Genomic DNA, 22,389 nt, shown 5'->3' on the forward strand with positions numbered 1-22,389 from the left:
ACATACGAAGGACAGGGTTATGGGATTTCTCGCCGGAAAACGCGCACTCATCGTCGGCCTGGCCAGCAACCGCTCCATCGCCTGGGGCATCGCCCAGGCCATGCAGCGTGAAGGCGCGGAACTGGCCTTTACCTACCAGAACGAAAAGCTCCAGGGCCGGGTCGAGAAAATGGCTGGCGAACTGGGCTCGGACATCACCCTGCCGCTGGACGTGAGTTCGGATGAGCAGATCGACAAGGTCTTCACCGAACTGGGCAAGCGCTGGGACGGCCTGGATATCCTGGTCCATTCCGTGGCCTTTGCCCCCAAGGAGGCGCTGGAAGGCAGCTTCGTCGACAGCGTGACCCGCGACAACTTTGCCACCGCCCATGACATCAGTTCCTACAGCTTCGCCGCCCTGGCCAAGGCGGCGCGTCCGCTGATGGCCGGCCGCAACGGCGCCCTGCTCACCCTGAGCTACCTGGGGGCGGTGCGCGCCATGCCCAGCTACAACGTCATGGGTCTGGCCAAGGCCAGCCTGGAGGCCAACGTGCGCTTTCTGGCCTACAGCCTGGGCCCGGAAGGCACCCGGGTGAATGCCGTCTCGGCCGGCCCGATCCGCACCCTGGCCGCCTCCGGCATCGGCAACTTCCGCAAGCTGCTGGAGTATGGCGAGCAGAACGCCCCGCTGCGGCGCAATGTCAGCATCGAGGAGGTCGGCAACGCCGCCGCCTTCCTGTGCTCGGACCTGGCCAGCGGCATCACCGGCGAGATCACCTATGTCGACGGCGGCTACAACATCGTCGGCGCGCCGGAGATGGAATAGAGGGGTTGTGAACAATTTCGGCTTCAACGCAGAGGACGCAGAGACGCGAAGGCGCAGAGTTTTTCAAAGATAAAGGTACTTGCTTCAGCTGCGTCATCCCCGCGAAGGCGGGGATCCAGCGTCTGACTATCCTGCGCAATACTGGATTCCCGCCTTCGCGGGAATGACGGAAAGAGTAATTTTCAGAGTTTCCTTAACGGCATTTTTATCTTTGCGCCTCCGCGTCCTCTGCGTTATGCCCGCCGTGCCTGACCGTCCTCATCCGCAAGAATCCCCTCCTCCCCTTCCAGCCGGCCGATCACCACCGCGGCGCAGGAATCGCTGAACACGTTCACGCTGGTGCGGCACATATCCAGGATGCGGTCCACGGCCAGGATCAGGCCGATGGCCTCGGCCGGCAGGCCGATGGCGGCGAGGATGATGGTGATGGCGACCAGGCTGGCGGCGGGGATGCCGGCCACACCGACCGAGGTCAGCAGCGCGATCACCACAATGGTGAACTGCTGGGCGAAACTCAGATCCAGTCCGTAGGCCTGGGCAATGAAGATGGCGGCGACGCATTCATAGAGGGCGGTGCCGTCCATGTTCACGGTCGCGCCCAGCGGCAGCACGAAGCTGCTGGTCCGCCGTGAGACCTTCGCATTGTCCTGCACGCACTCCATGGTAATGGGCAGGGTGGCCGAGGAGGAAGCGGTGGAGAAGGCGGTCAGCATGGCCGGCGCCACGGCCCGGTAGTGCCGGCCCGGGCGCACTCGGGCAATGAGCATCAGGATCAGCGGCAGGGCCACGAAGGCATGCAGCGCCAGCGCCGCCAGTACGGTCAGGGCGAAGCTGAGCAGCGGCACGAAGGCCCCCAGACCGGTATCGGCCATGACCCGGGCCACCAGGGCGAACACCCCGATCGGGGCAAAGCGCATCACCAGGTCGGTGATGCGCATCATCACCTCATAGACGCCCTGCCAGAAGGTATACAGGCTCTCGGCATAGGGCTCCTCGATGCGGGCCATGAAATACCCGAACAGCAGGCTGAAGAAGATCACACCCAGCATCTGGCCGTTGTTGGTGGCGGCATCGATGACGTTGGGTGGGACCATGCGCAGGAATACATCGGCAATATCCCCGGCACCCCTGCCGGTCACCTGCTCCAGTTCTGCATCCGCGGCCTGCAGGCCGATGATGTCGCGTGCCGGTTCGCCGTCAACGATCCCGGGAGTGATGAGATTGACCAGGGCCAGGCCGATGAGGATGGCGATCAGGCTGGAGGCGAGATAGTACAGGAGGGTGCGGCCGCCGAGCCGGCCGAGGCTGCCGCCCTGCCCCACTCCGGCGATGCCGGAGATGATCGAGGCCGTGATCAGCGGCACGATCAGCATCTTCAGGGCATTGAGAAACAGCGTGCCCAGAAAATCATAGACGGCGTAGAAGCTGACGCCGGCGATGCCGGCCTCCGTGCCGCTGAGCTGCCCGGCGATCACCGCCAGGATCAGGGCGATGAGGATCTGCCAGTGCAGGGCGAGGCGGGTCGGCATTCAGGCGATCAGTCTTCGATCAGCTGCTCGTTGAGTTCGATCTCGGCCCCGGCCTTGAGCTGCTCGACCAGCGCCTGGGCCTCGACCGAGCCGTACAGCTGCAGCAGATTACGCCGGAATCCCTGACGCTCGTTTGCGCCCACCGCCTGCAGGTCGGGCTCCTGCACGTCCCGCAACTCCAGCACGATATAGTTGCCGCTGCTGTCGGCGAATCCCTCGCGGGTCACGCTGCCGTCGGCATGGCGCGGCAGCTTGAAGGCCCGGGCGGCAATAGTCGGATCCACCCGGGGATCGCCACGCCGGATCGCGCCCGGCGTCTCCAGGTCGACATCCGGCTGCGAGGCCAGAGACTCCAGATCGGCCTCGCCGCCTTCCAGCTGCCCCAGCAGGGCCTCGCCCCGCTCCTGCAGCTGCTCGGCGGCCTGCTCGCGCGCCAGGCGCTGACGGATATCATCCCTGACCGCTTCCAGCGGCTGCGGCTGCGACGGCTGGTGTTCGGCCACCCGCACCACCAGCACATGATTGGGTTCGACCTCCAGCGGCTGGCTGTTGTTGCGCTGATCCAGCACGTCCTCGCTGAAGGCGGCAGCCAGCACCTGCTCGTACTGCCCGATACCGGCGCCACCGGTCTCGGTGATCCAGTCGCTGGTCCGGATCTCCAGGCCCAGTTCGTCGGCGGCAGGCTGCAGTGAATCCGGAATCTCGAAGGTCAGCTGCGACAGCCGGTCGGCGATGTCATAGAAGCGCTGCTCGGCCTCGTCCTGGGTGGCGCGACGGTACAGTTCATCGCGCATTTCCTCGAAGCCCGGCACCTCCTTGGCACGCACGTCGGTCACCTCGATGACGTGAAAACCGAAGGGCGTGCGTACCGGTTCGCTGATCTGACCCGGTTCCAGCGCAAAGGCCGCCGTCTCGAACTCGGGCACCATGAAGCCGCGGCTGAAGAAACCCAGATCCCCGCCCTGGGCGGCGGAACCGGGATCGTCGGATTCGGCCCTGGCCAGTTCGGCAAAATCGGCGCCTTCCTGCAGCTGCTGACGGATGGCACGGGCACGGTCGCGCGCCGCGGCCTCGGCTGCCGCGCCGGCATCCTCGGGCAGTTCGATCAGGATATGCCGCGCACGCAGCTGTTCGTCGCCGGCAAGACGTTCCTTTTCTGCCTCGTACAGTTCGCGCAGACGGGTCTCGTCGATACTGATCTCCTCACGCAGACCTTCCAGCGTGAGTTCGATATAGCTCAATCGAACCCGTTGCGGTTCCACGAACTGCCCGCTGTTGTTCTCGTAATAGGCGGCAATCGCCTCCTCGCTGACCTCGACCTGCTCGAGCCGCGGTGCCAGCGACAGGCGCAGGAAGGCAATCTCGCGCATCTGGTTCTGCAGGCGCAGCCCCTGGGTGACGGCCGCATCCGTGACGATGCTGGAGGTGGAGACACTGTTGACCAGTTGGTTGATCAGCAGCGAGCGGCGCAGCTGGTGCTCGTACAGCGATGGCGACATGCCCTGCTGGGACAACAGGTTCTTGTAGCGTTCGGGATCGAATTCGCCGTCGACCTGGAAGCTGCTGTCGGCATGGATGCGGGCGGCAAGATAGCTGTCACTGATGCTCAGGCCGTAATCATCGGCAGCCTGCAGCAGGAGTTCCTCCTCGACCAGGCGGTCGAGTACGGCACGCTTGAACTCCGGGGTACTCAGGATGGCACGATCGAAGCGTTCGCCCAGCATGGCCTGCATGCGATTGGCCTGCTGGCGCAGCCCCAGACGGTACTGGTCGGTGCTGATCTCGGTATCATTGACCTTGGCCGCGTAGGTCTGGGCACCGCCGCGCAGATAGGAGTCCACCCCCCACAGGGCAAAGGTGACGGAGATCAGGCCGACGATGACCCAGGCGATGATGCCGGTAACGCGGTCGCGAATGGCTTGCAGCATGATGTATTCCCGGATTGATTATCCAAAAAAACATAATAGCCACGGAATACACGGAAAACACTGAAAAAAATTAGCACTCCGTCATGCCCCTGGCGTCGAAGCCGGCATGGAGGTGGAACCATACTGGTTTGCGCAAAGGGCAGTATAAATCGCTGCGATCAGGCCTCTACGTCGTTCCCGTGAAAGAGGGAATCCAACCACGTCGGTTTCTGGATTACTCGCTGCGGGCGTTCAACACGCTACGCGTTTTTCCGGTCTGCGCCGGAACGACATGCAGCGGGCCAGACAGAGCCGCTATCTAAGTTTCTGCCCTTGTATTTCCGTGCTTTCCGTGTATTCCGTGGCCATCAATGATTTTCAGGCTTATAAAGCGGCACACGAAGTGGGCAACTGTACAAACAAAAAGGGCGCCTCGCAAGGCGCCCTTCGATGTAGTGGCGGACCGGACGGGACTCGAACCCGCGACCTCCGGCGTGACAGGCCGGCATTCTAACCAGCTGAACTACCGGTCCGCAGTTTGGTGGGTGCTGAGGGGATCGAACCCCCGACCCTCGCCTTGTAAGGGCGATGCTCTCCCGGCTGAGCTAAGCACCCTCAAAAGCAGATGGCACTCCGGTTCGCCCTATTTTGCTTTCTCAGAGCCCTCCCAATCAACCAAGGCAAGGCACAGTCCGCAGGGAATGGCTCATCCCTTTCCAAGGGCTGTAACACAGCCTTGGTTGATTGGGAGGGCTCCCTTCGGGCGACACGAGAAACGGCCATCTGCTGCGTTGCACACACTTGAAAGGGGATCCCCTTCCGGCGCGCGTGCGCCTTGCATCTCGCCGTTTCTCGTGTCGCTGAGAATGCAAAATAGGGCGAAACGAAGTGCTTAGTTTACGGCATCCTTCAGCGCTTTTCCAGCCTTGAATGCGGGCGCCTTGGAGGCGGCAATCTGGATGGTCGCGCCGGTCTGCGGATTGCGGCCCTGGCGGGCGGCGCGCTCGCGAACCTCGAAGGTACCGAAGCCGACCAGGCTGACCTGCTCCCCCTTCTTCAGGGCACCTGTCACGGAATCCAGCACGGCATCAACCGCGCGGGTGGCATCGGCCTTGGACAGGTTCGCGGCATCGGCAACGGCGTCAATCAGTTCAGCTTTATTCATAATCTACCATTCCCCCTTGGATTTGGGATGTGATGAGAAAGAAATCGAGAGCGGCCAGTTTTAGCCCGCATTTCTCACCGCTAATCTACTGCGACCGCCGATGCAGTTGTATCTGCAGCGCGTACTCGCTCCAGCCGGCTTGACGTAGTGTCAGCTACGCCGGCGCCGTCCTGCACTGCGTGCGCCCTGCATCTACAACTGCATCGACGCCCTCGCGACGATCCGCGGTAAGAAATCCGGACTTAGACTCGCAATCCGTAATCGGATATGCCGGAGTCGGATATAGTCGATATGAGATTACAAATATCGTGGCACGCGGCTTTTATACAAGGCCGCTTCGGAACTGTCAATAAAGGTATTCCCGTTTTCCGCTGCGGCGTTCGGTCTGTTGTGCAGGCGCAAAAGAGAAGCGCGTCGTCAAAAAGACAACGCGCTTCGTTTTACATTGACTTATCTACCGGAGTTAATGTGCCCTGACACGCGAGCCCTTGGGCTTGCTCTTGGACTTTTTCTTTTCCGGCAGCGTTTCCTGCTCGGCTTCCGTCTCGGAGGTGCGCGGAGTCGGCATGTGATGCAGCGCCACTTCCAACACCTCGTCGATCCACTTGACCGGAATGATCTCCAGTTTGTCCTTGACGTTTTTCGGAATCTCCGCCAGGTCCTTCTTGTTTTCCTCGGGAATCAGCACCGTGGTGATACCGCCGCGGTGTGCGGCCAGGAGCTTCTCCTTCAGACCGCCGATCGGCAGTACCTCGCCCCGCAGGGTGATCTCGCCGGTCATGGCGACATCGGCCCGCACCGGGATCTCGGTCAGCGCCGAGACCAGCGCGGTGCACATGCCGATACCGGCACTGGGACCGTCCTTGGGCGTGGCGCCCTCGGGCACGTGCACGTGGATATCGAATTTGTGGTAGAACTCGGGATCGATGTCCAGCATGTCGCAGCGGCTGCGCACCACCGTGGTGGCGGCCTGGATGGACTCCTTCATCACGTCGCCGAGCTGACCGGTATGGGTCCAGCGACCCTTGCCCGGCACGACCGCTGACTCGATGGTCAGCAGTTCGCCGCCGACCTCGGTCCAGGCCAGACCGGTGACCTGACCAACCTGATCGTTCTCCTCGGCCCGGCCGTAGCGGAACCGGCGCACGCCCAGGTACTTGTCCAGGTTCTTCGGCGTGACACTGACGGTCTTGTCGCCATCGCCCTTGAGCAGCAGTTCCTTGACCACCTTGCGGCAGATCTTGGCCACCTCACGCTCCAGGTTACGCACTCCGGCCTCGCGGGTGTAGTAGCGCACCGCGTCGCGCAGGGCCGCCTCGCTGACCTTGATCTCGTTCTCCTTGAGACCGTTGGCCTTGATCTGCTTGGGCAGCAGATAACGCCTGGCGATGTTGATCTTCTCGTCCTCGGTGTAGCCGGGGATGCGGATCACCTCCATGCGGTCGAGCAGCGGCCCCGGGATGTTCAGCGAATTGGCCGTGGCCACGAACATCACGTCCGACAGGTCGAAGTCGACCTCCAGGTAGTGATCGGCGAAGGTGTTGTTCTGCTCGGGATCCAGCACCTCCAGCAGTGCCGAACTGGGATCGCCGCGGAAGTCCATCGACATCTTGTCGATCTCATCCAGCAGGTACAGCGGGTTGCGCACGCCGACCTTGGACATGTTCTGCACCACCTTGCCCGGCAGCGAACCGATGTAGGTCCGCCGGTGGCCGCGGATCTCGGCCTCGTCGCGCACGCCGCCCAGCGAGGTGCGCACGAACTTGCGATTGGTGGCGCGGGCGATGGAGCGGCCGAGCGAGGTCTTGCCGACACCGGGCGGGCCCACCAGGCACAGGATCGGGCCTTTCAGCTTGCGCACGCGCTGCTGTACGGCGAGGTATTCAAGGATGCGTTCCTTGACCTTCTCCAGGCCGTAGTGATCCTCATCCAGGATCTTCTCGGCATTGGCCAGGTCATGACGGATCTTGGTCTTCTTCTTCCACGGCACCGAGACCAGCCAGTCGATGTAGTTGCGCACGACCGTGGCTTCGGCTGACATCGGCGACATCAGCTTGAGCTTGTTCAGTTCGGCCTCGGCCTTCTCGCGGGCTTCCTTGCTCATGCCCGCCTTTTCGATCTTGCGCTGCAGGTCCTCGATCTCGTTGGGCGCGTCCTCCAGTTCACCCAGCTCCTTCTGGATGGCCTTCATCTGCTCGTTGAGATAGTACTCGCGCTGGCTCTTCTCCATCTGCTGCTTGACGCGGCCGCGGATGCGCTTCTCGATCTGCATGATGTCGATTTCGCCCTCGATCAGCCCCATCAGATGCTCGAGGCGCTCGCGCACGGAATCGATCTCGAGGATCTTCTGCTTCTCCTCGAGCTTGAGCGACATGTGGGCGGCGATGGTATCGGCCAGGCGGCTGGCATCCTCGATCCCGGACAGGGAACTGAGGATCTCCGGCGGCACCTTCTTGTTCAATTTCACATACTGATCGAACAGGGTCATGAGCGAACGCATCAGGACCTCGACCTCGCGTTCGTCCTTGATGGTATCGCCGACCCGATCGATCGCGGCGGAGAAATATTCGTCGGTTTCGACAAAGGACTTCACCCGGGCGCGTTCGGCGCCCTCGACCAGCACCTTGACGGTGCCGTCGGGCAGCTTCAGCAGCTGCAGGATGCTCGACAGGGTCCCGATCTCGTGGATATCGTCGACCTGGGGATCATCGACCTCGGCGCTCTTCTGAGCGACCAGCAGGATCTTCTTGTCGCTCTGCATGGCCAGATCCAGCGCCTTGATCGATTTCTCGCGGCCCACGAACAGCGGAATCACCATGTGCGGATAGACCACGACGTCGCGCAGCGGCAGCACGGGAATCGCGGTAGTGGTGGATTCGCTCATCTCGGTTGTCTTGTCGTCTTGCTCCATGCTGGAGTTCCTCTCATCGGAGTGTGTCGTCACGTCCCTTTGCCCGGGTGGCCTTCCTGGCCGTCTGGATCAATATGCGGCCGGCGGGGGATGTATTCAATCCCGGCGCTCACAGGGAATTACGCAATATTCGCGCCAGACAGGGAAATGGGTGATTGGCCCCGGATGGGGCAGCGGCAGAGTCGAAAATGTGTGCCTTTTGAGCCACTTTCAGACGTGCCCTGGTGACTGCGGGTGAATGACGCGGCGCCGGAAGCCCGGCACCGCGCAAGGGTCAGGCGGTCTCAGTCGGAGACCGCGCGCTGCTCGGAGGAGTCGTAGACGATGTAGGGCTCGGAGTCACCGGTGATGACGCTCTCGTCGATGACGACCTTGCTGACGTTTTCCATCGACGGCAGGTCGTACATGATATCGAGCAGCACGCTCTCCAGGATGGTGCGCAGACCGCGGGCACCGGTCTTGCGCTCCATGGCCTTGCGCGCCACGGCCCGCAGGGCATCCTCACGGAACTCGATCTCCACGCCTTCCATGTCAAACAGCTTGTGGTACTGCTTGGTGATGGCGTTCTTGGGCTCGGTCAGGATGCGGATCAACGCGTCCTCGTCCAGTTCCTCCAGGGTGGCCACCACCGGCAGACGACCGACGAATTCCGGGATCAGGCCGTAGTGGATCAGATCCTCCGGTTCCACGTCGGAGAGGATCTCGCCGACGTTGCGACGGGTGTCCTTGCTCTTGACCGTGGCGGAAAAGCCGATGCCGCCCTTCTCGGAACGGTCCCGGATCACCTTGTCCAGGCCGGCGAAGGCGCCGCCGCAGATGAACAGGATGTTGCCGGTGTCGACCTGCAGGAACTCCTGCTGCGGATGCTTGCGTCCGCCCTGGGGCGGCACCGAGGCGATGGTGCCCTCGATCAGCTTCAGCAGGGCCTGCTGCACACCCTCGCCCGAGACGTCGCGAGTGATGGACGGATTGTCAGACTTGCGTGAGATCTTGTCGATCTCGTCGATGTAGACGATGCCGGTCTGGGCCTTGTCCACGTCGTAGTCGCACTTCTGCAGCAGCTTCTGAATGATGTTCTCGACATCCTCGCCGACATAGCCCGCCTCGGTGAGCGTGGTGGCATCGGCGATGGTGAAGGGGACGTTGAGCAGGCGCGCCAGGGTCTCGGCAAGCAGGGTCTTGCCCGAACCGGTGGGACCGATGAGCAGGATGTTGCTCTTGGACAGTTCCACCTCGTCCTTGCGCTGGCGGGCCTCCATGCGCTTGTAATGGTTGTAGACGGCGACCGAGAGCACCTTCTTGGCCCGTTCCTGACCGATGACGTACTCGTCGAGGACCTCATCGATCTCCTTGGGCTTGGGCAGCTTGCTGCCGCCCGTCGTGGATTTCTCCTGCATCTCCTCGCGAATGATGTCGTTGCACAGCTCGACACATTCGTCGCAGATGAAGACGGACGGCCCGGCAATCAGCTTGCGCACTTCATGCTGACTCTTCCCGCAGAAGGAACAGTACAGCAGCTTGCCATCATCCCCCTTGCCGGTTCGATCGTTGCTCATATTCGACCCTCTATACGCCCACGGCGTCGTTCAGTGCATCTCACAGGGACCATTCAACACCTTCTTGCCCGGTATGACAAGCAATCCCTGCGCCAGTTCAGGGTTTTTCCGCTGCCTCAGTCCTCGCTGGCACGGCGCTCCAGCACTTCGTCGATCAGGCCGTAGTCACGGGCCTGTTCGGCGCTCATGAAGCGGTCCCGGTCGGTATCCTGCTGGATCTGCTCGATCGGCTGGCCGGTATGGTCGGCCAGGATGCTGTTCAGACGCTCTCGCACCAGCAGGATCTCGCGGGCATGAATATCGATGTCGCTGGCCTGCCCCTGGAAGCCGCCCAGCGGCTGGTGGATCATGACCCGGGAATGCGGCAGGCAGTAGCGCTTGCCCTTGGCGCCTCCGGCCAGCAGCACCGCGCCCATGCTGGCCGCCTGGCCGATGCACATGGTGCTGACATCGTTCTTGATGAACTGCATGGTGTCGTAGATCGCCAAGCCCGCCGAGACCGAACCACCCGGAGAATTGATATAAATGTGGATATCCTTGTCGGGGTTTTCCGATTCCAGAAACAGCAGCTGTGCGACCACCACGTTGGCCATGTAGTCCTCGACCGGGCCGACGATGAAGACCACCCGCTCCTTGAGCAGACGCGAGTAGATGTCATAGGCGCGTTCCCCCCGCGCCGTCTGCTCGATCACCATCGGCACCAGATTCAGCGCCCGTGCATGCTGGGCGCCGCCGTTCATAGTCGTATCGGTCATGTGGAAGATTTCCTTTAGCTGTTCGCAGCCTGTCTGAGTTCGATCAGTTCCTCGAAAGAATAAGGCTTTTCAACGACTTTCGCCTGCTCCAGGATCCAGTCCATGACCTGCTCCTCAAGCACCAGGGTCTGGGCGCTGGACATGGCCTCCTGGTTGCCGTAGTACCACTGGATGACCTCCTGGGGGTCCTCGTAGCCGGCGGCGATGGTCTCGATCAGGCTGCGCATCCGGTCCTGATCGACCTGGATGTTGTTGGCCTTGACCACCTCGCCGATGAGCAGGCCCAGCAGCACCCGGCGTTTGGCCTTGTCCTGAAACAGTTCGCGCGGCAGGTTGAAATTCTGGCCCTGCTGGCCCAATTGCATCTGCATGTCCTGTGCCAGGCGGTCGGTCTCCTCCTCGATCAGCGCGGCGGGCACCTCGATCGGGTTCTTCTCGATCAGCGCCTCGAAGGCCCGATCCTTGAGCACCGCCTTGCGGGCATTCTCCAGTTCGCGCTCCATGTTCTTGCGCACTTCCTCACGCAGGCCCTCGACCCCGCCCTCGGTCACACCAAGCGCGGCGGCGAAGTCCTCATCGATCTCGGGCAGCTTCTGCGCCGAAACCTGCTTGACCTTGACGTCGAACCTGACTGCCTTGCCGGCGAGCGCCTCGCTGTGATAATCCTCGGGGAAGGTCAGATCGAGCTGCTTCTCCTCGCCCGGCTTGAGGCCGACGAGTCCGTCCTCGAATCCGGCGATCATGCGGCCGGAGCCGATCTCGATCGTCATGTCGCTGCCCTCGCCGCCCTCGAACGGCTCGCCGTCCAGGGTGCCCCTGAAATCGATCACCACCTGATCGCCCTGCCCGGCGGCGCGCTCGACCGGCTCCCAGGTCGCACGCTGACGGCGCAGCTTGTCCAGCATCGCGTCGATGTCGGCAGCGTCGATCTCGGTGGCGGGCTTCTCGATCTCCACCCCTTCGAGCGAGGCCAGTTCAACCTCGGGATACACCTCGAACACAGCGGTGAATTCCAGGTTCCGGCCCGGCTCGATCTCGCCGGGTTCGATGCGCGGCCCGCCGGCCGGACGCAGCCCCTCCTGGTTCAGGGCCTCCTGGTAGCTGGAGTTCATCAACTCGCTGGCCACCTCCATCTGCACCTGACGGCCGTAGCGCTGGCGCACCACCTTGAACGGCACCTTGCCGGGGCGGAAACCGGAGATGCGTGCCGTCCGTGCCAGCGACTTGAGGCGACTCTCGATCTCCTGATCCAGCCGCTCGGCCGGCACCTCAACCTTCATCCGCCGTTCGAGCGGCCCTGAATTCTCGACTGAAACCTGCATTTTTTACCTCTATTATCAACCTGCCTCCCGGGCCGTACCGGACCGGGGGCAGTGTCTCTCAGATCCCGGCTCTGCGAGCCTGCCTTCTTTGCGGGACGTCACGTTCCGCCCATCTGGTGCGAAAGGAGAGACTCGAACTCTCACGGGTTGCCCCACTGGAACCTAAATCCAGCGCGTCTACCAGTTCCGCCACTTTCGCGCAGACAGCCCCGGAACGGATCCCGGTGCTGTTACCCTCAGACCGCGGATTATAGCGTGCCGGGCAGGCCGCGCGAACCCTATAAATATTGATGAGAATACGGAAAATTTCCGTGCGGGACGACACGCTGCGTGTCGGGGGAAGGGAAAATGGTGGGCCGTCAGGGACTCGAACCCCGGACCAAGTGATTAAGAGTCACCTGCTCTACCAACTGAGCTAACGGCCCAAATTCCGCTGGAATTATACCGGCGCGCACGCGCCCCGACCAGTCTTTCAATGAACTTTTTAATCGTTCCGGCCGGTATCGGCCGGTCTGATATTGGGGTGGACGATGGGAGTTGAACCCACGACCGCAGGAGTCACAATCCTGTGCTCTACCAACTGAGCTACGCCCACCATTGATCTGGCCCCGGTCCGACAACGGAATCGGCGGCCCTGCACCACCACACGGGTGTGGCAGATGGTACCCCGGGAGGGAATCGAACCCCCGACCTAGGGCTTAGAAGGCCCTTGCTCTATCCGACTGAGCTACCGGGGCGCTGTTGGTCGGGGTAGAGGGATTTGAACCCCCGACATCCTGCTCCCAAAGCAGGCGCGCTACCAGACTGCGCTATACCCCGGTAAGCCGGCTCTCCCGGCCTGTATCGCGAGTCCGGCCCGGCGGGCCTGCCTCCACTGACTGAATCCCGGCCGGGGCAAGGGCGCAGATAATACGCCGCCCCCACCATTGGCGTCAATTCGCCGACCGCGCCAGGGCAGGACTCTGCCTTGATGGCACGCGCGAGCGCGTGCGAGAATGCCCGGCTTTCCCGGCTGGTTGAACAAGGACACACCGATGGCTGCGCAGTTGATCGACGGCAAGGCGATTGCGGCAAGCGTTCGCGGCGACATCAAGTCGCGGATCGATGCCCGACTGGCCGCCGGCAAGCGCCGCCCGGGCCTGGCCGTGGTGCTGGTCGGCACCGACCCGGCCTCCCAGGTCTACGTGCGCAACAAGCGCCGGGCCTGCGAGGAGGCCGGCGTGCTGTCCCAGGGCCACGACCTGCCGGAGTCGACCACCGAGGCCGAGTTGCTGGCCCTGATCGACCGCCTGAACGCCGATCCCGAGATCGACGGCATCCTGGTCCAGCTGCCCCTGCCCCCGCACATCGACACCGAGACCGTGGTCGAGCGCATCCGCCCGGACAAGGATGTCGACGGCTTCCACCCCTACAACCTCGGCCGCCTGGCCCTGCGCATCCCCATCATGCGGCCCTGCACACCCTATGGCGTGATGACCCTGCTGCGCGAGATCAATGAGGGTTTCTATGGCCGTCGGGCCGTGGTGGTGGGCGCATCCAACCACGTGGGTCGGCCGATGGGGCTGGAACTGCTGCTGGCGGGCTGCACCGTCACCACCTGTCACCGCTTCACGCAGCACCTGGACTGGCACGTCGGCCAGGCCGACATCCTGGTGGTGGCCGTGGGCAAGCCGGGGCTGGTACAGGGGGAATGGATCAAGCCGGGGGCGACCGTGATCGATGTGGGCATCAACCGCACCGAGGACGGCAAACTGATCGGCGATGTCACCTTCGATGCGGCCTGCGAACGCGCCGCCTGGATCACCCCGGTGCCGGGCGGCGTGGGGCCGATGACCGTCGCCACCCTGCTGCAGAACACCCTGCTCGCCGCCGAGCGGTTCCACGACAGCGACTGAGTTGTTTCTCCTTCACCGCCGTAGGATGGGTGGAGCGTAGTGCACCCCATCGTTAACCGGCATGAAGATGGGTTACGTCGCAGGTTTTGTAGGATGGGTGAAGCGCAGCGTAACCCATCGGTACCCGACGTGAAGATGAGCGCCGCGCAGATTCAGCCGCAGTCGCGTGCCGCCACCTGGCTGAGCCCGCGCGAGGCCAGCAATTCGTCCAGGGGCCGCGGCCGGCCGATACCATAGCCCTGCGCATAATTCACACCCAGCGCCTGCAGCGATGCACGGATGGCGTCGTTCTCGACGAACTCGGCAATGGTCTGGATGTTCATTACATGGCCGACATTGTTGATGGCCTCAACCATGGCATGATCGATGGGATCCTCCACCATATCGCGCACGAAGCTGCCGTCGATCTTCAGGTAATCCACTTCCAGGTTCTTGAGATAGGCGAACGAACTCAGTCCGCTGCCGAAATCATCCAGCGCGAAGCGGCAGCCCAGCGTCTTGAGTTGCTTGATGAAGCGCGCGGCCCGGCGCAGATTGGCGATGGCCGCGGTCTCGGTGATCTCGAAGCAGAAACGGCTGGCGGGCACGGGGGAGTCGGCGATGCGGCGCAGCAGATAGCGCAGGAATTCATCCTCACCCAGCGAACGACCCGAGATATTGATGGTCCAGACCGCCTCGCGCAGCGGTCCGCGCTCAATGGTCGCGGCGGTATCCAGCACCCGGTCGATCACCCAGCGGTCGACCTCGGGCATCATGTTGTAGCGCTCGGCGGCGGGAATGAAGGCCATGGGCGGAACCTCCTCGCCGCTTTCGTCGCAGATGCGCAGCAGGATCTCGTAATGCACCGGCAACGAGGGATCGCTGACCGGCTCGATGACCTGGGAATAGAGCACGAAACGGTCTTCCTCGATGGCCTTGCGAATGCGGGCCACCCAGCGCATCTCGCCCTGACGGCGCTTGAGTTCGTGGTCGTCGGGCTTGTAGACGTGGATGCGGTTGCGGCCGCTGTCCTTGGCGGCATAACAGGCAACATCGGCAGCACTGTAGATCTCGGTCATGTTGTGAATCGAGGCATTGACCGTGACCACGCCGATGCTCACCCCGATCTCGAAGCTGTGTTCCTCATGCACGAAACGGAAGTCGCGCACCGTCTTGCGCAGATCCTCGGCAACCCGCCGTGCCTGTTCCAGCGTACAGTGCATCAGCAGTACGCCGAATTCATCGCCGCCGAGACGGGCGAGAATGTCGGCATCGCGGATGCGTGATTGCAGCAGGACGGCGATCTGGCGCAGCAGCTCATCGCCGGCGATATGGCCGCAGGTGTCGTTGACCAGCTTGAACTGATCGAGATCGAGGTAGCACAAAGCGTGCTCGTCCCCGCGCAGACGCGACTCCTCGATGGCCTCCTTCAACCGCTGCTCGAACTCGCGGCGGTTGTACAGACCGGTCAGCGCATCGTGAGTGGCCTGATAGGACAGCTGGCGCGCCAGCTTGCGGGCATGGCCGACGTCGTGGAACACCATCACCGCGCCGATGATCCCGCCACTGCGGTCACGGATCGGGGCTGCAGAGTCGGCAATCGCCACCTCCTCGCCGTCGGCACGCACCAGCACGGTATGATCGGCCAACTCCAGGATCTCGCCGCACTTCAGGCACTGATCCACGGGGTTTTCCACCGGTTGGCGGGTGTTCTCATTGATCAGCTGCATGATTTCGCTGAGCACCTTGCCCTGCACCTCGTGCAACTGGTAGCCGGTCAGACGCTCGGCCACCGGATTCAGATACTCGATGCAGCCGGCCTCGTCGGTGGTGATCACGGCATCGCCGATGGAATGCAGCGTGACCTCGACCCGCTCCTTTTCGTGGTACAGGGCCGATTCCGACTCGCGCACCCGCGCCAGCGCATCCTTGAGTTCGTCCTGCTGCACCAGCAGGTAATCCAGCGCCTTGTTGAAGAACTTGCCGAGAAAACCGAACTCGTCCTGACGGGTCTCGTCGAAGCGTGCCTGCTCGTCGCCGACGGTGAAGCGCTGGGCCGTGGTCACCATGCCGAGGAAGGGCTGAGTCAGCAGACGCTGGAGTATCCACTGGAGGATGAAGCCGAAGGCGGAGAACAGAACGCCCATGGTGATGAGCAGTTCCTTGCGCAGGCGTGCGACCTCGGCCTCGACCGACGGCAGGTACATCACCACACGCTGCAATCCGCTGCTGACGGGGATGCCGTCCGGGGTCTGCAGGGTCTGTTCATGGTAGTGGGACTCGCCGCTGATGCGGCCGAACCGCAGCAGCCGGTTCTCCAGAACGATCTCGGCACCCAGCAGGCCGTGCGCATCGATCAGCGTATCGATGCGGGGTGACAAGACCTCCGGCGAAGCCGCCTCCTGCCGGACCAGCAGGTCGGCCACCGCCTCGGTGAAGCGGTTGCTCTGCAGGGCATGGCGACCGCGGATGTCCTCCTCCAGCGTGCGCATCTGGAACAGGGTCAGAATCAGGCCGACAAAGACCGTGCCCCAGAACACGATACCGGTAATCTTGGTGGGAAGGCGCGCGCGCAGTTGTTGAGTCGTATCCTGCATGGTCTCTATCGCGGCCTCTCAGATCGTGGGCACGACTGCGCTCCGGAAAGCCGGGTGGGCGCGGACCTGTACAGCGAAGCGGACAGCGGCAGACGGCTCAACGAAAACCCGCGTATTTGAGCGAAATCAGCACCGGACACACCCCGCTGATCCCCGCCCCCAGGATGGCGAATCCCATGAACCAGGGAAAGAACCACAGCATTTCGGCGAACACGAAAACCGACAGGATCAGGAACAGCGAGACCACGATGCGCCAGGCCCGCTCGGCATCGAAGGGCAGCCGGCAGCGATGCTGGCTGGCCGCGAAGTCATCGCACTCGGACGCGCCGCTGCCGTCATTGCCGGCCAGGCGCCCCAGCACCAGCGGCAGCCGCAGGTTGGTCACCCCTTCCAGCAGCATCACCACGATGAGCGCCAGGATCAGCCCCTGGAACTCGAAGTACAGCGCCACCAGCAGCAGCGTGCCCAGCAGTGCACGATAGCTTCGATCGGTCATGTGCCTCCGCCTGCTCAATGCCCGGCCGATTCCCGGCTGGGCCCTGTGAATGTAACTTTATGTTTTTTTGGTATAAAGCTTCTATCTTTGTATAGCGGCGGGGGCCGGGAAATCTTGATGGAACGGGTCTAAATCAGAACGGGGGCGGGGAGCGCGCAACCGGACACTGTCGTGGCAATCGCCGCCCGGATCAGGCGCGGCGCCAGCTGGTGCCTTCAGGGCCATCCTCGAGCAGCACACCCCGGGCCTTGAGTTCATCTCGGATGCGGTCGGATTCGGCCCAGTCCTTCTCCGCCCGGGCCCGGCGGCGCTGCTCGATCAGTGCCTCGATCTGCCCGGCATCCAGTTCGTCCTCCCCCGTCGCGCCGGCCCCGCGCAGGTAGTCCTCCGGATCGGCCTGCAGCAGACCGATCACCCCGCCCAGGTGACGCAGGGTGGCAGCCAGCACGGCGGCGCGTTCGGGGGCCTCGCGCTTGGCCCGATTGAGCTCACGCGCCAGTTCGAACAGCTGGGCGATGGCCTCGGGGGTGTTGAAATCGTCGTCCATACGGGCACGAAAATCCGCCACTGCCTGTGCGTCCGGCCCGCCGGCCGGGCTGACGCCGCGCAGGGCGGTATACAGCCGGTCCAGGGCGCCCCGGGCCTTGTGCAGATTGTCCTCGGTGTAGTTCAGCGGACTGCGGTAGTGGCTGCTGAGGATGAAGAATCGCACCACCTCGGCCTGGAACTGTGACAGCACCTCGCGCACGGTGAAGAAGTTGCCCAGCGACTTGGACATCTTCTCCTCGTCGACCTGGACGAAGCCGTTGTGGATCCAGTAGTTGACGAAGTGGCAGTCGGTGGCCGCCTCGGACTGGGCGATCTCGTTCTCGTGATGCGGGAACTTGAGGTCCATGCCGCCGCCGTGGATGTCGAAATGCGCGCCCAGGCATTCGGTGGACATGGCCGAGCACTCGATGTGCCAGCCCGGCCGGCCCGGCCCCCAGGGGGAATCCCAGCTCGGCTCGTTCGGCTTGGCCGCCTTCCATAGCACGAAGTCCAGCGGATCGGTCTTGGCCTCGTCCACGTCGATGCGGGCACCGGCGCGCAGCGAATCCGGCTTCTCGCCGGACAGGCGGCCGTAGGGCTCGAACCGGCTGACATCATAATAAACGTCGCCGTTGCCGGCCTGATAGGCGTAGCCCCGGTCCACCAGGGTGACGATCATGTCGATGATGCCCTGCATCGACGTGGTCGCGCGCGGCTCCTGATCCGGCGGCAGCACGCCCAGCGCGGCGCTGTCCTCGTGCATGGCCTCGATGAAACGCCCGGTGAGGGCCTGGATGGACTCGCCCTTCTCGTTGGCGCGCTGGATGATCTTGTCGTCGATGTCGGTGATGTTGCGCACGTAGGTCAGCTCGTAACCCAGCTCGCGCAGATAACGCGCGATCACATCGAACACCACCAGCACCCGGGCGTGGCCCAGGTGACAGTAGTCGTAGACGGTCATGCCGCAGACATACATCCGTACCCTGCCCGGCTCGATGGGCGTGAACACCTCTTTCTCACGGGTCAGGCTGTTATAGATCTGCAGCATGCTGGTTCCTGTTGGTCCGATGTCAGTCGTGATTGCACAGAGCCGCGGCCCGGCGCAGGCGGCGCTGGATGCGGGACTTGCCCAGCAGATCCCACAGCCGGGCCAGTTCGGGGCCGTTGCGCCAGACGCCGCCGTGTTCGGGGTCGTACAGCTCGCCGGTCATCGCCGCGCGCAGCGGCATGAACAGCTGTTTGCCCTTCACACCGGCCGTCTGGCCGAGGGCTTTGCTGTAGGCCCTGAAGTCCTCGTGGCCGGCGTTGATTCCGGCAGCGGCGGCCTCGAAGAAAGCCCGGCCGGCGGCCTCGATCACCTGCCGGGCGTCCGGGTCATACTTGTCCGTCTCGGCGAACAGGTTGGCAGCCCAGACGAAGGCATCGACCGGCAGCTCGATATTGTCGCGGATCGCCTGCACGAAGGCGATAGCCTGATCCCGGGGAACGAAATCGGCCAGCGTTCTGCCGTGCATGAATCTGTGACTGTGCAACCACTCCCACAGCTCGGCATCGGTGGCGTGCTGAATGGCCTCCTTCTGCCAGTGCAGCAGCTGCTGCGGGTCGTGCCGTGCCGGGGCCCGGCCCAGGCGTTCCACCGAGAAGTCCGCCGCCAGCTCTTCGAGGCTCAGATAGCCATCCCGTTCGCAGCTATGCCCGAGCCGGGCCAGGTGATTGCACAGGGCCTCGGGCAGATAGCCGGTCGCGTGCAATTCACGCAGGCTCTGGCTGCCGTGGCGCTTGGACAGGGGGGTGCCATCCTCGCCGACGATCATGGCAATGTGGCCATAGGCCGGTGCCGGCAGGTCCAGCGCGGCGAGGAGCATGAGCTGGCGCGGCGTATTGGTCAGGTGATCCTCGCCGCGCAGCACATGCGTCACACCCATCAGGGCATCGTCGATGGCATTGCTGAAGAAAAAGGCCGCGCTGCCGTCGGCGCGGCGGATGATGAAATCACCGATCTCCTCGCTGCGAAACCGCTGCGCCCCTCGCACGCTGTCATTGAATTCGATGGCCTCTCCCGGCGGCACCCGGAAGCGCAGGGTCGGCTGGCGACCCTCCCCCGCGCGGCGCGCGCGTTCGTCGGCACTGAGCCGGGCACAGGTGCCGGGGTAGCGCGGCGGCTGGCCGGCGGCCTGCTGCGCCTTGCGCGCGATGGCAAGCTCCTGTTCGCTGCAATAACAGGGGTAGGCCAGGTCGGCCGCAATCAGCTGTTCGTAATAATGTTCATAGATCCCGGCCCGCTCGGACTGGGCATACGGCCCCGCTTCGCCCCCTACCCCCGGCCCTTCCTGCCAGTCCAGGCCCAGCCAGCGCAGATCGCGCTGCAGCTGTTCACTGTGCTCGGGACGACTGCGCTCGCGATCCGTGTCCTCGATGCGCAGCAGGAAGACACCCCCGTGATGCCGCGCCAGCAGGGCATTGAACAGGGCGGTGCGGGCATTGCCCAGGTGCATCTCTCCCGTGGGGCTGGGCGCGAAACGGGTTTTGACGGCGGGCTGGCTCATGCGGGCGGAATCATAGCCTATATGAGGTTCCAGGTGCCAGATACCCGGTTCCCCGACCGGCACCAGTAATCTAGCCCCGCCACGGGTCCGTTTCCGCAGGCCTCCCTGGCTGTTCCGGGTTTTGCCCCGCCGGGAAAGCCGTTATCATCCCCCTTCCAACCGCCGCAACGAGCACGCCATCATGCTGAAACGACTGTTCCGATTCTGGCCGGCCCTGCTGCTGCTCGCCGGCTTCAACCTTCACGCCGCACCCGACCAAGGAGCCGAACCCGTGACCGTACGCATGCAGACCACCATGGGCGACATCGTCCTCGAACTCGACGCCGACAAGGCCCCCGTGACCGTGGAGAACTTCCTGGAATACGCCCGTGCCGGCTTCTACGACGGCACCATCTTCCACCGCGTCATCCCCGGTTTCATGATCCAGGGCGGCGGCTTCGAGCCCGGCATGACCCAGAAGCAGACCCGTCCCCCGATCAAGAACGAGGCCGACAACGGCCTGAAGAACGTCGAGGGCGCCATCGCCATGGCCCGCACCCCGGACCCGCATTCGGCCTCGGCACAGTTCTTCATCAATGTGAAGGACAACGACTTCCTCAACTTCACCTCGCCCACGCCGCAGGGCTGGGGCTACTGCGTGTTCGGCAGAGTGACCGAGGGCCTGGACGTGGTGCATGCCATCGAGCAGGTCGCCACCGGCAGCAAGGGCGGTCACCAGGACGTGCCGCAGGAAGACGTGGTGATCGAGAAGGTCACCGTCGAGGAATAGGCTCCACGCGGCCGCCGTGCGGCGGCCGCTCCCCTCTCCCACATGAACACCCTGTTCATCTCCGACCTGCATCTGGATCCGCAGCGCCCGGAGATCCTGGCGCTGTTCACCCGCTTTCTGGACGCACTGGACGCCAGCCAGACCGAGGCCCTGTATATCCTCGGCGATCTGTTCGAGGCCTGGATCGGCGACGACGAGGACGCAGCGGCCTGTCAGGCGATCAGCGACCGGCTGCGCTTGGTGAGCGAACGCGGCATCGTGCTGAACATCATGCACGGCAACCGTGACTTCCTGCTCGGCCCCGCCTTCGCCGAAGGCTGCGGCGCCCGGCTCATCGACGACCCCGCCCGCATCGACCTCTACGGCACCCCGACCCTGCTGATGCACGGGGACACCCTCTGCACCGATGACCTGGAATACCAGGCGTTCCGCCGCCAGGTGCGCGATCCCGACTGGCAGCGGCAATTCCTGGCCCTGCCCCTGGCCGAGCGCCGCCGCATGGCCGCCGGTCTGCGCGAGACCAGCCGCGAACAGACCGCCGCCAAGCGGCCCGAGATCATGGACGTCAATCCGGAGGCCGTCATCACGGCCATGCGCGAGGCCGGCGTGCAGACCCTGATCCACGGCCACACCCACCGTCCCGCCGTGCACGAATTCGAGCTCGACGGCCGCCCTGCCCGGCGCATCGTGCTGGGCGACTGGTATGACCAGGGCAGCGTATTGAAGGCTTCTCCGGCAGGCCGGGAACTGCTGACTTTGTTTGAATAACCGCTGTTTCAGGCACACAGAACCACGATGCGGACGCACGGCTGCGTTCAATTAACAATAAAGCACACACCCTTGCCCATGAAAATCACAAACAAATACATGGCCCTGGTCTTTCTGCTTCTGATCGCCAATTCAGCAATTGCCCAACCCCCCTCCTGGTCCGACTGGCGCCATGGCTACCTGGGGCATTCGCGGGCGCACGCTGCTGCCGAGCGCTCCAGCGCGCCGCTGGTGGTGTATTTCCATGCCGACTGGTGCGGCTGGTGCCGCAAGCTGAATACGCGCTATCTGCGCGAGGGCGAGGTGCGCAGCACCCTGTCGGGGATGCAGAAGGTGGAACTGGAGCCGGAAAAGGGGGCGAGCGAGAACAAGCTGTTCAGGCAGTATGGCGGGTCGGGATTCCCATCCTTCCATGTGCTGGTGCCGGCCAGCGGGGAAAGGCCGGTGAAGCTCTCCCCCTTCAAACGCTCCGGGGAGTGGTCGCCGGCCCGCTTCGCCCAGGCCATCCGCGAGGCCGCCAGCGGTCAGTACAATCGCTGGGCCCATCGATTGGAGCGCAACGGCGATCGGGACGGCGCCCTGAAGGTGCTGGAGGCCGCGCTCGAATACGATTCAGGCAATGCCTATGCCTTCTACCTGCAGGGACTGATTCATCACAAGACCGGCCATGAACAGCGCGATGTGGCGTCGCTGCGCCGGGCAAAGGCGGCCTACGAGCGGGCGCTGGCGCTGGATCCCGGCCATCGCGGCAGCCGGGAGGGGCTGGCGGCGCTGCGTGATCTGTAGTGACGCAGGCAGGCGTAAGCCTGAAATGCGTAACCCGGCACCATTGCGACCCGTCGGGTTACGCTGCGCCAACCC

General features: G+C 63.6%; 16 protein-coding genes and 7 tRNA genes. 5 read left to right on the forward strand and 18 right to left on the reverse strand.

Going from position 1 to position 22,389, the window contains the following annotated elements:
- The first annotated feature begins 19 nt into the window (after nucleotides 1-19).
- A complete protein-coding gene (locus COW1_RS05320; RefSeq protein ID WP_096366118.1) occupies nucleotides 20-805 on the forward strand; it encodes an enoyl-ACP reductase in 786 nt (261 codons plus the stop codon).
- Nucleotides 806-1,038: 233 nt separating this feature from the next.
- Here the strand turns inward: COW1_RS05320 and COW1_RS05325 are convergent, their stop codons facing one another.
- From COW1_RS05325 to COW1_RS05390, 14 genes are all read right to left on the reverse strand, one after another.
- Nucleotides 1,039-2,334 (reverse strand): dicarboxylate/amino acid:cation symporter, encoded by a 1,296-nt coding sequence (locus COW1_RS05325; protein ID WP_201345638.1) that lies wholly within the window; start codon nucleotides 2,332-2,334, stop codon nucleotides 1,039-1,041.
- A gap of 8 nt (nucleotides 2,335-2,342) precedes the next feature.
- On the reverse strand, nucleotides 2,343-4,262 hold the full coding sequence (locus COW1_RS05330; RefSeq protein WP_096366116.1) for a SurA N-terminal domain-containing protein: 1,920 nt from the start codon (nucleotides 4,260-4,262) through the stop codon (nucleotides 2,343-2,345).
- Nucleotides 4,263-4,697: 435 nt separating this feature from the next.
- Nucleotides 4,698-4,774 (reverse strand) — tRNA-Asp (locus COW1_RS05335).
- Nucleotides 4,775-4,780: 6 nt separating this feature from the next.
- Nucleotides 4,781-4,856, reverse strand: a tRNA-Val gene (locus COW1_RS05340).
- A gap of 277 nt (nucleotides 4,857-5,133) precedes the next feature.
- Nucleotides 5,134-5,406, reverse strand: a complete 273-nt coding sequence (locus COW1_RS05345; protein WP_096366115.1) for an HU family DNA-binding protein — start codon at nucleotides 5,404-5,406, stop codon at nucleotides 5,134-5,136.
- A 463-nt stretch (nucleotides 5,407-5,869) separates the two neighbouring features.
- Nucleotides 5,870-8,317, reverse strand: coding sequence for an endopeptidase La (gene lon, locus COW1_RS05350; RefSeq protein WP_096366114.1), 2,448 nt, complete (start codon nucleotides 8,315-8,317; stop codon nucleotides 5,870-5,872).
- 284 nt (nucleotides 8,318-8,601) lie between these two features.
- On the reverse strand, nucleotides 8,602-9,873 hold the full coding sequence (clpX, locus tag COW1_RS05355; RefSeq protein WP_096366113.1) for an ATP-dependent Clp protease ATP-binding subunit ClpX: 1,272 nt from the start codon (nucleotides 9,871-9,873) through the stop codon (nucleotides 8,602-8,604).
- 116 nt (nucleotides 9,874-9,989) lie between these two features.
- Complete coding sequence (gene clpP / locus COW1_RS05360; protein WP_096366112.1) at nucleotides 9,990-10,628, reverse strand: ATP-dependent Clp endopeptidase proteolytic subunit ClpP; 639 nt, start codon at nucleotides 10,626-10,628, stop codon at nucleotides 9,990-9,992.
- A 14-nt stretch (nucleotides 10,629-10,642) separates the two neighbouring features.
- Nucleotides 10,643-11,950: a trigger factor gene (gene tig / locus COW1_RS05365; RefSeq protein ID WP_201345639.1), complete on the reverse strand. Its 1,308-nt coding sequence runs from the start codon at nucleotides 11,948-11,950 to the stop codon at nucleotides 10,643-10,645.
- 114 nt (nucleotides 11,951-12,064) lie between these two features.
- Nucleotides 12,065-12,149: transfer RNA gene (locus COW1_RS05370), tRNA-Leu, on the reverse strand.
- Between the two features lie 150 nt (nucleotides 12,150-12,299).
- Nucleotides 12,300-12,375 (reverse strand) — tRNA-Lys (locus COW1_RS05375).
- A 94-nt stretch (nucleotides 12,376-12,469) separates the two neighbouring features.
- Nucleotides 12,470-12,545 (reverse strand) — tRNA-His (locus COW1_RS05380).
- A 65-nt stretch (nucleotides 12,546-12,610) separates the two neighbouring features.
- A tRNA-Arg gene (locus COW1_RS05385) sits at nucleotides 12,611-12,687 on the reverse strand.
- A 5-nt stretch (nucleotides 12,688-12,692) separates the two neighbouring features.
- A tRNA-Pro gene (locus COW1_RS05390) sits at nucleotides 12,693-12,769 on the reverse strand.
- A gap of 215 nt (nucleotides 12,770-12,984) precedes the next feature.
- Here COW1_RS05390 and folD point away from each other — a divergent pair.
- A complete protein-coding gene (gene folD / locus COW1_RS05395; RefSeq protein WP_096367545.1) occupies nucleotides 12,985-13,845 on the forward strand; it encodes a bifunctional methylenetetrahydrofolate dehydrogenase/methenyltetrahydrofolate cyclohydrolase FolD in 861 nt (286 codons plus the stop codon).
- 152 nt (nucleotides 13,846-13,997) lie between these two features.
- Here the strand turns inward: folD and COW1_RS05400 are convergent, their stop codons facing one another.
- From COW1_RS05400 to gltX, 4 genes are all read right to left on the reverse strand, one after another.
- Complete coding sequence (locus tag COW1_RS05400; RefSeq protein ID WP_242466500.1) at nucleotides 13,998-16,421, reverse strand: EAL domain-containing protein; 2,424 nt, start codon at nucleotides 16,419-16,421, stop codon at nucleotides 13,998-14,000.
- 97 nt (nucleotides 16,422-16,518) lie between these two features.
- Entirely contained in the window at nucleotides 16,519-16,917 is a 399-nt protein-coding gene (locus tag COW1_RS05405) for a DUF2892 domain-containing protein (protein ID WP_096366110.1), read from the reverse strand.
- Between the two features lie 190 nt (nucleotides 16,918-17,107).
- Complete coding sequence (gene cysS / locus COW1_RS05410; RefSeq protein ID WP_201345640.1) at nucleotides 17,108-18,493, reverse strand: cysteine--tRNA ligase; 1,386 nt, start codon at nucleotides 18,491-18,493, stop codon at nucleotides 17,108-17,110.
- Between the two features lie 22 nt (nucleotides 18,494-18,515).
- A complete protein-coding gene (gene gltX / locus COW1_RS05415; RefSeq protein ID WP_201345641.1) occupies nucleotides 18,516-19,991 on the reverse strand; it encodes a glutamate--tRNA ligase in 1,476 nt (491 codons plus the stop codon).
- A 283-nt stretch (nucleotides 19,992-20,274) separates the two neighbouring features.
- Here gltX and COW1_RS05420 point away from each other — a divergent pair, with 283 nt between their 5' ends.
- From COW1_RS05420 to COW1_RS05430, 3 genes are all read left to right on the forward strand, one after another.
- A complete protein-coding gene (locus COW1_RS05420) occupies nucleotides 20,275-20,760 on the forward strand; it encodes a peptidylprolyl isomerase (protein ID WP_096367542.1) in 486 nt (161 codons plus the stop codon).
- 42 nt (nucleotides 20,761-20,802) lie between these two features.
- Nucleotides 20,803-21,528 (forward strand): UDP-2,3-diacylglucosamine diphosphatase, encoded by a 726-nt coding sequence (locus tag COW1_RS05425; RefSeq protein ID WP_096366108.1) that lies wholly within the window; start codon nucleotides 20,803-20,805, stop codon nucleotides 21,526-21,528.
- A 78-nt stretch (nucleotides 21,529-21,606) separates the two neighbouring features.
- Nucleotides 21,607-22,314, forward strand: coding sequence for a thioredoxin domain-containing protein (locus COW1_RS05430; protein WP_157745510.1), 708 nt, complete (start codon nucleotides 21,607-21,609; stop codon nucleotides 22,312-22,314).
- Nucleotides 22,315-22,389: the final 75 nt, after the last annotated feature.

Source organism: Thiohalobacter sp. COW1 (genome assembly GCF_016629505.1).
GTDB lineage: Bacteria > Pseudomonadota > Gammaproteobacteria > Thiohalobacterales > Thiohalobacteraceae > Thiohalobacter > Thiohalobacter thiocyanaticus_A.